The organism is Chitiniphilus eburneus (assembly GCF_005048205.1).
GTDB lineage: Bacteria > Pseudomonadota > Gammaproteobacteria > Burkholderiales > Chitinibacteraceae > Chitiniphilus > Chitiniphilus eburneus.
This window is the reverse complement of record NZ_SUMF01000003.1, coordinates 138,440-149,752: the sequence shown is the minus strand read 5'-3', so window position 1 is coordinate 149,752 and position 11,313 is coordinate 138,440. Positions and strand designations below refer to the sequence as shown.

At 59.3% G+C, this 11,313-nt stretch carries 8 protein-coding genes; 5 read left to right on the top strand and 3 right to left on the bottom strand.

What is annotated here, in order from left to right; genetic code table 11:
- Window positions 1-91 precede the first annotated feature (91 nt).
- The 4 genes from FAZ21_RS05625 (at window position 92) to FAZ21_RS05610 (ending at window position 4,683) form a co-directional block, all read left to right on the top strand.
- Entirely contained in the window at window positions 92-1,912 is a 1,821-nt protein-coding gene (locus FAZ21_RS05625; RefSeq protein ID WP_136772305.1) for a choice-of-anchor I family protein, read from the top strand.
- A 605-nt stretch (window positions 1,913-2,517) separates the two neighbouring features.
- Entirely contained in the window at window positions 2,518-3,285 is a 768-nt protein-coding gene (locus FAZ21_RS05620) for a class I SAM-dependent methyltransferase (RefSeq protein WP_136772304.1), read from the top strand.
- A 173-nt stretch (window positions 3,286-3,458) separates the two neighbouring features.
- A complete protein-coding gene (locus FAZ21_RS05615) occupies window positions 3,459-4,124 on the top strand; it encodes a hypothetical protein (RefSeq protein ID WP_136772303.1) in 666 nt (221 codons plus the stop codon).
- Window positions 4,111-4,683 carry a DUF2726 domain-containing protein gene (locus tag FAZ21_RS05610; protein ID WP_169307269.1) on the top strand — a complete coding sequence of 191 codons (573 nt, stop codon included), beginning with the start codon at window positions 4,111-4,113 and terminating at the stop codon, window positions 4,681-4,683. The genes FAZ21_RS05615 and FAZ21_RS05610 overlap by 14 nt, the downstream gene beginning before the upstream one ends.
- 367 nt (window positions 4,684-5,050) lie before the next feature.
- On the opposite strand, the gene FAZ21_RS05605 is transcribed toward FAZ21_RS05610, so the two are convergent.
- Together FAZ21_RS05605 and FAZ21_RS05600 are read right to left on the bottom strand one after the other, a co-directional pair.
- Window positions 5,051-5,326, bottom strand: a complete 276-nt coding sequence (locus FAZ21_RS05605; RefSeq protein ID WP_136772301.1) for a type II toxin-antitoxin system RelE/ParE family toxin — start codon at window positions 5,324-5,326, stop codon at window positions 5,051-5,053.
- The gene (locus FAZ21_RS05600; RefSeq protein ID WP_136772300.1) at window positions 5,326-5,595 is read right to left on the bottom strand and encodes a CopG family ribbon-helix-helix protein; all 270 of its coding nucleotides are present in this window, start codon (window positions 5,593-5,595) and stop codon (window positions 5,326-5,328) included. Before FAZ21_RS05600 ends, FAZ21_RS05605 begins: the two co-directional genes overlap by 1 nt.
- Before the next feature lie 558 nt (window positions 5,596-6,153).
- Here FAZ21_RS05600 and adhE point away from each other — a divergent pair.
- Window positions 6,154-8,826, top strand: coding sequence for a bifunctional acetaldehyde-CoA/alcohol dehydrogenase (adhE, locus tag FAZ21_RS05595; protein WP_136772299.1), 2,673 nt, complete (start codon window positions 6,154-6,156; stop codon window positions 8,824-8,826).
- Window positions 8,827-8,934: 108 nt separating this feature from the next.
- On the opposite strand, the gene FAZ21_RS05590 is transcribed toward adhE, so the two are convergent.
- Window positions 8,935-11,151, bottom strand: coding sequence for an OsmC domain/YcaO domain-containing protein (locus FAZ21_RS05590; protein WP_136772298.1), 2,217 nt, complete (start codon window positions 11,149-11,151; stop codon window positions 8,935-8,937).
- Between the last annotated feature and the right edge of the window lie 162 nt (window positions 11,152-11,313).

The window sequence follows — 11,313 nt, the reverse complement described above, 5'->3', positions numbered from 1 at the left end:
TCATCGCCACGTCACACACTGGAAATCAAATCGTAATCGCTTTGTTCCTATGCTGCGGCCCTTTGCGACCCCACCCACAAGGACAATAACGATGAAGACCTGGATCGCCGCAGGGAGTGCCCTTGCCCTGGCGGGCGTGCTTGCCGCCTGTGCCACGGACGACAGCAATCCCGCCACGCCGACCCCGACGCCCGCGCCTGCTCCGACGCCCGCACCGACGCCCGTGCCGGAAGTCACGCCCGACTCGATTTCGCTTGAGCTGCTGGGCCGCTTCAGCACCGGTGTATTCGCGCAAAGTGCCGCCGAAATCCCGGCATTCGACCCGGCCAGCAAGCGGGGCTTCATCGTGAACGCCAAGAAGGGCGTCATCGACGTGCTCGACCTGACCGACCCGGCGCAGCCGGTACATATCGGCGAACTGAGCGCGCAAGCCATCCTGGCGGGAGCCGAGATCAACAGCGTGTCGCTGCACGATGGCATCGTCGCCGTGGCGATCCAGGCGCCGGACAAGACCGCGCCGGGTTACGCCGCCTTCTATCGCGCGGCCGACCTGGCGCCGCTCAGCCATGTACAGATCGGCGCGCTGCCGGACATGATCACCTTCACGCCGGATGGCAAGACCGTCCTGGTCGCCAACGAAGCCGAGCCGAGCCCGGATTACCAGATCGACCCTCCCGGCTCGATCAGCGTGATCGACGTACGCGATATCGCCCATCCCGTGGTGCGCACCGCTGATTTCACCGCCTGGGACGGCAAAGAGGCCGAACTGCGCGCCAAGGGTGTGCGCATCTATGGCCCCAACGCCAAGGCATCGCAGGATCTGGAACCCGAGTACATCGCCGTTTCGGCAGATAGCACCACAGCCTGGGTGACATTGCAGGAGAACAACGCGCTGGCCAAGGTCGATATCGCCCAGGCCAAGGTCATCGACATCCTGCCGCTGGGCTTCAAGGATCACGGTCTGGCCGGCAACGGGCTGGACGTGAGCGATGCCGATGGCAAGATCGACATCCGCACCTGGCCCGGCCTGCGCGGCCTGTACCTGCCGGACGCCATCGCCGCCTACGCGGTCGACGGCAAGACCTACCTCGTCACCGCCAACGAAGGCGATAGCCGCGCCTGGTTCAGCGACGAAACCGCCTATTTCGCTGGCGATGCCAGCAAGGGCTTTGTCGAGGAGTTCCGCGTCAAGCACCTGGTGCACAAGGATGGGTTCGATCGCCGCAAGAACGACGACCTGCCGCCGCAACTGCGCGCCCTGGCTGTCGGCGGTACGCTCAACCCCGCCATTTTCGGCTACTGCGGCGCCACGGCCACCAACCCGGGCAACTGCACCAAGGACGAACAGCTTGGACGGTTGAATGTCACCTGGACCATGGGCTACCAGACCAATGCGGACGGCACGCCCAAGCTGAACGGCGCAGGCAAACTGGTCTACGACGCGCTGTACAGCTTTGGTGGCCGCTCGATCTCGATCTGGGACGAAAACGGTGTGCAGGTGTGGGATTCCGGCGATCAACTGGAAACCAAGCTCGCCGAGCTGAACCCCACCTTTTTCAACTCCGACCATGAGAAAGCGGCCTTCGACGACCGCAGCGACAACAAGGGCCCCGAACCGGAAGGCGTGACCTTGGGCCGCATCGGCACCAAGACGTTTGCCTTCATCGGCCTGGAGCGCGTGGGTGGTGTGATGATCTACGACATCACCAATCCCAAGGCACCGTTTTACGTGAGCTACTTGAACACCCGCGATTTCACCGCTGCCGATCCCGCCACCCCGGCCGCCGGCGACCTTGGGCCGGAAGGGCTGATATTCGTGCCGGCATCCAAGTCGCCCAACGGCAAGCCGATGCTGATCGTGGGCAATGAAGTCAGCGGCACGACCGCGATCTACCAGGTCGTGCTGCAATAAGCGAGGTATTGGTGGCAGAGCCCGTCCTGCGATATCGTGCGAAAGCGGCTGGCATCGCTACACTACGTTTCGTTCTGATGGGTTTTGCCAACAAGCCGTAGCCAAATTGCTTGCCGTTTCTGAGCGGGCAATTGGCGCGAAATAGCAAGCCACCGGGCAATCGTCCGGTGGCTTTTTCGTCGGTGCTCATGCATCACGGTTCATCGTACCCACCGCAAGAATAATCACCTCGGCCCCGTCGTCGCCGAAGGCGCCGCCTCTTGATCGTGCCCTTGGACGGCATTGCACACGTTGAGCCTGGAATGCGTGCCGTGCTGTCGGACAGCGGGCTGGGCGGGGTAATGGCAATCGCCTCCGTGCACCTGCTGTTGCAGTACGCTCCCACTCAAACGTTGGTGCATGACTGAGCATGATAGGGCGGCAGCGACGCGCCCTGCCTGGGTAACGCGTCATGAGGCCAATCACCACGATCGCCTCGAACAAGCTTGCCGCTCACCCGCAATCATTCTTGGTGGTACATCAGATACTAGGATAACCACCCGTCTTGTACCGGTAGTGAATCGACGAAAGAATGGGTTTCCCATCCATGTTCTCCGGAGCCTCCAATGAGCCAGCAGCGCCATGACGCCGTCGTCGTCCACCAGTACGATCCCAGGGCAAACGCATACCTCACCAGCGCGGTCCACGCCAGCGGCGAGGACCTGGCCTTGATGGCTGAACGAGTCGGCATCCGTCCGGATGCGGTTGTCCTCGACATGGGCTGTGGGGGTGGCCATGTTTCGTTTCGCCTGGCCCCGACAGTAGCCCAGGTGGTTGCGTATGACTTGTCCGCGCGCATGCTGGAAACCGTGGCCGCGGAAGCGCAACGCCGTGGGCTCGACAACATCGTGACCAAACAGGGCACAGCCGAAGCGTTGCCGTGCGCGGACGAGGTATTCGACGTAGTCGCCACGCGCTACAGCGCACACCACTGGCGTGATCTGCCTGCCGGATTGAAGCAGATGCACCGCGCCCTCAAGCCCGGAGGCCTCGGTTTGTTCATGGACGTGGTTTCGCCAGGGCAACCATTGCTGGACACCTGGTTGCAAAGCCTGGAGTTGCTGCGCGACCCATCCCACGTGCGCGATGCATCGGTGAAAACATGGCGTTACGAGTTGAATGAGGCAGGCTTTGTCGTCGACCAGATTGTGCCATTTCGCCTGCGCCTGGAGTTCCAGTCCTGGATCGAGCGCATGCAGACCGCCGCCGCACATGAGGCAGCCATCCGCTCCCTGCAAGGCATGGCCGCCAGCGAAGTGGCCGACCATTTCGCCATCGAAGCGGATGGCAGCTTCACGGTGGATACGGCCCTGCTGGTTGCCCACAAGGCGTGAGGCGCGCGACCTGCTTGGTTTGGACTGAGTGGCCGGTTGGCCCGGCACATGCGGGCAGCCACTGTTAGTTTGGTGAGGTTAAATCCATCACTTCCCTTCCGCTGGCCGACGACACACTTTGCATACATCCGTGATCCTGATAATTTACCCGGCATAAGCTTTCAGGAAATGTTATGCGAATTTTTCTCATTGGCGGGATGGTGGTGTTCTTCGGGGCGCTTGGCCTCTTCGTATTTGGCGGGCCGATCGTGATTCCTGTGGAACACGGGGGGCAGGTGGTCATCGCGCTTCCGTGGCACAAAATGCCTGAGCCCAAAGTGATTCTGGTCGAGCAAAAGGTGCCGAAGCCTGTCTTCGTGGATCAATACGGCAACAGGATTGACGATCTGGCGGCCTGGGAGCGACAGAACCAGCAAGTGAAAGAAAACCTGGTGCCTGTTGCGCCCGAAGATCGTGCCGGTGATCGTCAGCTAACACTTGATCGACAAGGGCTTGGTGCCAAGGGCGCCGGTATCAGCAAGTGCCGCTCCACCAATGGCCTCATCAGCTATCAGTCTGGCCCTTGCCCGGATGGCTTGGAGCAGGTGAAGGAATTGACCGTTGCAGACACCACAGGCGGCACGGTGTCGCTTCAGCATCATGTACAGGCCCAAAAAGCGCTGGAGCGTGAGGAGGCAATGCGTAAACCTCAAGTCGCGGAGATTGGCAATTCGAAGTCACGAGTTGAGTGCAAACAAGCCATCGAACAGGCTATTCGTTCGCATTCGCTGGGTGGAGGCGATGAATACGGCCGCAATACGCGTGATGTGAACCATGGACGGATTGATGGCTGCCTCTGATTCCTGTGTGACTGTCACAAAACAAAGGCATGAGCATGACGTCGTTCCTTGGGTTTTTGATTTTCCTGGCTATCGTGCTGGCCGTGTTTACTGGGAAGAAAAGCAGGCGAGGGCGGCCATCCCCTCGAGGCTGCACCCCAAGAGCGTACTGACGATCAACGAGCAGCCGATGTACTGGCGTTTGGTTGAGGCGTTCTCGCCAGATCTCGTGGTGCTGGCTCAGGTCTCGTTCTCGCAATTGGTGCAGGCCAAGGGGGGCAACAATCTTCAGAACCTGCATCTTTTCCGGCGCATCAGCCAGAAAACGGCGGATTTCGTGATTTGCCGGAAGGATTTCACGGTAGTAGCCGTCATCGAGCTGGATGATTCCTCCCACCGCAACAAGCGGGACAAGGATGCGGAACGCGATGCTTTCTTGCGGCCAGCCTCTAGGCAAAATGTCGCCGTCAGCGGTCCTTGCGGGTATTTCGTAGCACATCCCGCAATGGCCACCAGGCATCATTGCGCGCCGGCCTCAAACTTGGGCCTGACCGAATCAAAGTGTGCGGGAACGTTTTAAAAAACCGGCCGACAAGCCCCCGATTTCGGGGGCTTTGCTTTGATCAGGCACGGAGCAGGAGTTGCGTCGAGCACTGCCGTTGCTACTGCTCAATGTTTGTCTGGTTAGAGATATACGGGCATGTCCAAGTCCAGCAACTGCGCAGCACGCACCCTCGTGGGCGTGCCGAGCATCGATCCGATAGAGACATCATTGCCGTCGCCGAGTTGGAGTGTGAAAAAGACAGGAAGTACCAGTTCTCTGGAATCGGCGTTTTGGGAGGGTGGCGGTGTGCCTGGTGCTAGTGGGGATGTTTGCTCGGAAGATGTGGGCAGCGTAGTGCTGCTTGTTTTTAAGCGACGCAGGGAACGTCAAACTCCAACCGCCTTCAGCGGTCCTCGCGGGTGTGCCACAGCCGCAAGATGAAGATGGTTCCGTCCTGGATTTCGTAGCGCATCTCATAGTGTCCAACCAAGATGCGGCGCACTTCACGCGATTCGAACTCATCCAGACGTTCACCAATGCGCGGATTGGCCAGGAGCGTCGTCGGTGCGCTGGTCAGTGTCTGGACCGCACGAACGGCCGCAGGCTTGTTTACGGGCGCCAGAAAGTCATACAGCCGCGACAGATCCGCCAACGCCTTACTCGTCCACTTCAGATCCATCAGCGCGGCACCGGCAGCGGGTTCTCTGTGGACAGGCTATCCGCCCAGGCCTGTACCGCCTGATGGTCGATCACGTTGCCGGCGTCCACATCGGCCAGTGCTTCGCGCGTGAGCCTGCTGCGTTCCTCTTCCTGATCGATCCAGGCTGACAGGGCCTGCTTCATGATCCAGCCGCGGGAGCGCTCCAGGCGCGCGGCCATTTGATCGACCTTTTCTGCCAGGGGTAACGGCACGTGCGCCGTCAGGACCTTGGTTTCACCGTGAGCCATAGAGCCTCCTGATTCATTTTGATTCAAAGTGAATCATACGATAAGCGCCGCTATTAGGCATACCTATAAGCACGACTGTGGCTCCTGCACCTAGTGCTGTTTGTATGTGGGACATACAAACAACACGATTGAGCACGCCAACAGCGGCCCGGCTAGGCTGGTGATTGCCGAGGTGGAGTGGTCGCCGCGCTGGCGAGCGCGTCACTGGGATGGTGTCCCGATCAGTGATAGCAGCGTTTTGGGAAGGTGGCGGTGTGCCTAGCGCTGGTGGGGGTGTTGTTCGGGGCCTCCGGCCTGAGTCCTGAAGATGCCGCGCGAGCGGTTTCTGTCCTGCTCCTGGGATCAACTTTACTTTACATAATATACATTATCGGAACTAAAATTTCGGTTTTCTCCGATTCCTGCGCTGGATCAAATTCTGTCGGGGTCCCGGGGCGTATCTTCCAACCTGCGGCTGTCGGGCAACTGGTGGGACCAAGCTTGGCGCGGAGTGTTTTCCCCACTATCGATCAATTGATCGTCGACAACCGACAACCGGAATATATCAAGGAGAACACAATGGCAGTTACCAACATCCAGGAACTCGACGCTCTGGTGGCAAGGGTCAAGAAGGCTCAGCAGCTTTTTGCCACGTATACGCAGCAGCAGGTCGATGAGATTTTCCGCTGCGCCGCGCTGGCTGCCGCCGATGCGCGCATCCCGCTGGCCAAGATGGCCGCTGGCGAGACTGGTATGGGTGTCATTGAAGACAAAGTGATCAAGAACCACTTTGCATCCGAATACATCTACAACAAGTACAAAGACGAAAAGACCTGCGGCATCCTGTCCGTGGATGACGCCTTCGGTACGCTGACCATTGCCGAGCCGATCGGGATCATCTGTGGCATCGTCCCGACCACGAATCCTACGTCCACCGCCATTTTCAAGGCGCTGATCTCGCTGAAGACGCGCAATGCGATCATCTTCAGCCCGCACCCGCGTGCAAGGCAGTCCACCTGCGAAGCGGCGCGCCTGGTGCTGGAAGCCGCCGTGAAGGCCGGCGCACCCAAGGATATCGTCGGCTGGATCGATGCGCCGACGGTCGAGCTGTCCAATCATCTGATGCGCCACCCTGATGTCAACCTGATCCTGGCCACTGGTGGCCCGGGCATGGTGCGTGCGGCGTACTCTAGCGGCAAGCCGGCCATTGGCGTCGGTGCGGGCAATACCCCGGTTGTGATCGACGAAACCGCCGACATCAAGCGCGCGGTGGCATCCATCTTGATGTCCAAGACCTTCGACAACGGTGTGGTCTGCGCCTCTGAACAAGCCGTGATCATCGTCGATAGCATCTACGACGCGGTGCGCGAGCGTTTCAGCAATGCCGGTGGTCACTTGCTGAGCAAGAAGGAAGCCGACGCCGTGCGCAAGGTGATCTTGGTCGATGGCGGCCTGAATGCCAACATCGTCGGCCAGAGCGCGCTGAAGATCGCCGAGATGGCAGGCATTGCCGTGCCGCCGTATACCAAGGTGCTGATCGGTGAGGTGACTTCCGTGGGCAACGAAGAAGCCTTCGCCCACGAAAAGCTCTCCCCCACGCTGGGTATGTATCGCGCTCGCGACTTCTATGATGCGGTGACCAAGGCCGAGGCACTGGTGGCGTTGGGCGGCATTGGCCATACCTCCGCGCTGTACACCGACCAGGATTTGCAATCCGAACGCATCCGTTACTTCGGCGACAAGATGAAGACGGCACGGATTCTGATCAATACGCCCTCCTCCCAAGGCGGTATCGGCGACCTGTACAACTTCGCGCTGGCACCTTCGCTCACGCTGGGTTGCGGCTCGTGGGGCGGCAACTCGATCTCGGAAAACGTCGGTCCGCAGCACTTGATCAACAAGAAGACCGTGGCGAAGAGGGCTGAAAACATGTTGTGGCACAAATTGCCTAAAAGCATCTATTTCCGCCGCGGTTGCCTGGACTTCGCGCTGGAAGAACTGGCCGATCGCCGTCGCGCCGCCATCGTAACCGACAACTATCTGTTCAACGGCGGTTACTGCGATGAAACCATCCGTATCCTTAAGCAGATGGGCATGGAAGTTGAAGTGTTTTATGAAGTTTCGGCCGACCCGACGCTGGAAGTGGTGCGCAAGGGCGTGACCATGCTCAACAGCTTCAAGCCGGACGTGATCCTAGCCCTGGGCGGTGGCAGCCCGATGGATGCGGCCAAGATCATGTGGGTGATGTACGAGCACCCGGATGTCCACTTCGAAGAACTGGCACTGCGCTTCATGGATATCCGCAAGCGCATCTACAAGTTCCCGAAGCTGGGGGTGAAGGCACAACTGGTCGCGATTCCGACCACGTCCGGTACTGGTTCCGAGGTGACGCCGTTCGCGGTGGTGACCGACGAAAAGACCGGCGCCAAGTACCCGATCGCCGACTACGAACTCACCCCGAGCATGGCCATCGTCGATCCGAACCTCGTCATGAACATGCCCAAGAGCCTGACTGCATTTGGCGGTATCGATGCGGTGACGCACGCACTGGAAGCGTATGTGTCGATCATGGCCAACGAGTATTCGGATGCCCAGGCGTTGCAGGCGTTGAAGTTGTTGCAGGGTTACCTGCCCTCCTCCTACATCAACGGCGCCAAGGATCCGAAGGCCCGCGAGATGGTGCACAACGCCGCGACGATTGCCGGCATCGCATTCGCCAATGCCTTCCTGGGCGTGTGCCACTCGATGGCGCACAAGCTGGGTGCCGAGTTCCATCTGGCGCACGGTCTGGCCAACGCGTTGCTGATTTCCAACGTGATCCGCTACAACTCTGTCGACATCCCGACCAAGCAGGCTGCCTTCAGCCAGTACGACCGGCCGATCGCTAAGTGCCGTTATGCCGATATCGCCGAGCACCTGGGCCTGGGCGGCAGCAATGACGACGAAAAGGTCGAGTCGCTGATCGCCTGGGTGGATGGCATGAAGACCACGTTGGGCATCCCGGCGTCGATCCAAGCCGCCGGCGTATCGGAGGTAGATTTCCTGGCCAAGCTGGATGCCGTGGCCGAAGAAGCGTTCGACGACCAGTGCACGGGCGCCAACCCGCGCTACCCGCTGATCAGCGAACTGAAGCAACTGCTGCTCGACAGCTTCTATGGTCGTGCCTACGTGGAAAGCTACGAACGCACGCAAGTGAAGGCTGTGGTGGAAAAGGCCGAAGCAGCCGCCAAGGCCAAGCTCGCCGCCAAGTAATTGCAACTCACGGCAAGAAAAAGCCCCGGCATTGCTGGGGCTTTTTTTGATTCGCGATTCAAGGCAGGGCGGTCCCGATGGCCAGGGAGGCTCGGCAGGTCAACAGCCCTAACGCGTTACCTGACCGAATTGCGCCGCCACACTGGCCCGCGCCCTATGCAGTTTCTGATAGCTGTCGATCAGGCGCTGGTGCTTGTCGAGCCCTTCCAGTTTCATGCTCGTTGGCGTCAACCCATGGAAGCGCACGCTGCCGTCCACCGAGCCCATGACCGCATCCATCCGCGGATTGCCGAACATGCGGCGGAAGTTGACCATGTAGTCATCCAGTTCCAGCCCATCGTTCAGCAACACCTCCAGCACCACATTCAAGGCCTGATAAAACAGACCGCGTTCAAGCGTGTTGTCGTTGTATTGTAGGAACGCGCCCACCAGTTCTTGCGCTGCCTCGAACTGCTGCAAAGCGAGATGAATCAGCAGCTTCAGCTCCAGAATGGTCAGTTGCCCCCAGGCGGTGTTTTCGTCGAACTGGATGCCGATCAACGTGGGGATGTCGGTGTAGTCATCCAGCTCGCTGTGATCCAGGCGCTCGAGCAGTGCTTCCAGGCTGGCATCGTCCAGGCGATGCAGGTTCAGGATGTCGGCCCGGAACAACAGCGCCTTGTTGGTGTTGTCCCAGACCAGATCCTCTACCGGATAAACCTCCGAATAACCCGGTACCAGGATGCGGCAGGCGGTGGCGCCCAAATGCTCATACACCGCCATGTACGACTCTTTGCCCATGTCTTCGAGAATGCCGAACAACGTTGCGGCCTCCTCGGCGTTGGAGTTTTCGCCGTGTCCGGAAAAATCCCATTCGGCAAACTCGAAATGCGCTTTGGCGCTGAAAAAGCGCCACGACACCACACCGCTGGAATCAATGAAGTGCTCGACAAAGTTGTTCGGCTCGGTCACCGCGTGGCTTTCGAAGGTGGGCTGAGGCAGATCGTTCAGACCTTCAAAACTGCGTCCCTGTAGCAGCTCCGTCAGGCTGCGCTCCAGCGCCACCTCCAGGCTCGGGTGCGCGCCAAACGAGGCAAACACGCCGCCGGTGCGCGGGTTCATCAAGGTCACGCACATCACCGGGTATACCCCGCCCAACGATGCATCCTTTACCAGTACCGGAAAGCCCTGCTCTTCCAGGCCCTGAATACCCGCCAGAATGCCCGGGTATTTCGCCAATACAGCGTGCGGCACATCGGGAAGCGTGATTTCGCCTTCCAGGATTTCGCGCTTTACCGCCCGCTCGAAGATTTCCGACAGGCATTGCACCTGTGCTTCGGCCAGCGTATTGCCGGCGCTCATGCCGTTGCTGACGTACAGGTTTTCGACCAGATTGGACGGAAAATACACCACCTCCCCATCCGAGCGGCGCACATAGGGCAGTGAGCAGACGCCACGCTGCACATTGCCGGAATTGGTATCGTACAGGTGCGAACCCAGCAACTCGCCGTCGGGGTTGTAAATATCCAGGCAATACTCATCGAGAATTTCAGCCGGCAGCGCATCTTCGGGGCCCGGCTTGAACCAGCGCTCATTCGGGTAATGAACAAATGCCGCGTTGGCGATGTCCTCGCCCCAGAAACTGCCACCATAAAAATGATTGCAATTCAGCCGCTCGATGAACTCCCCCAATGCCGACGCCAATGCGCTTTCCTTGGTCGCGCCCTTGCCGTTGGTAAAACATTTCGGCGACTGGGCGTCACGGATATGCAGCGACCATACATTGGGAACAATATTGCGCCATGAGGCAATTTCAATCTTCATGCCCAGGCCGGCCAAAACACCCGACATGTTGGCGATGGTCTGTTCCAGCGGCAAATCCTTGCCCGCGATATAGGTGCTCGTTTCAGAGGCCGGGTTCAGCATCAGCAATGACTGGGCATCGGCATCCAGGTTTTCCACTTCTTCGATCACGAACTCGGGGCCGGCCTGCACCACTTTTTTCACGGTGCAACGATCGATGGAACGCAAAATACCCTGACGATCCTTGGCGGAGATATCCTCCGGCAACTCGACCTGTATCTTGAAAATCTGCTGGTAGCGGTTTTCCGGGTCAACAATATTATTCTGCGACAGGCGGATATTTTCGGTGGGTATATTGCGCGTGACGCAATACAGCTTCACGAAGTAAGCCGCGCACAGCGCCGATGAGGCCAGAAAGTAATCGAAAGGCCCGGGCGCCGAACCGTCGCCCTTATAGCGGATCGGTTGGTCGGCCACCACCGTGAAATCATCGAAGCGGGCTTCCAGTCGAAGCTTGTCGAGGAATCTGACCTTAATTTCCATGGGGGTACTTCCAGAATTGTGTGCTCAAAATGACTGGCCGCCATTATCCGGGCTTTTCAGCCGTGCACCAACGATGCCGACCGACCGCACTTGCATGCGGTTCGCCTCCCCTTTTGCCTGCGCTTCCGACAAGGAATAGGGGCGAGGCCAAAACTTCCACGC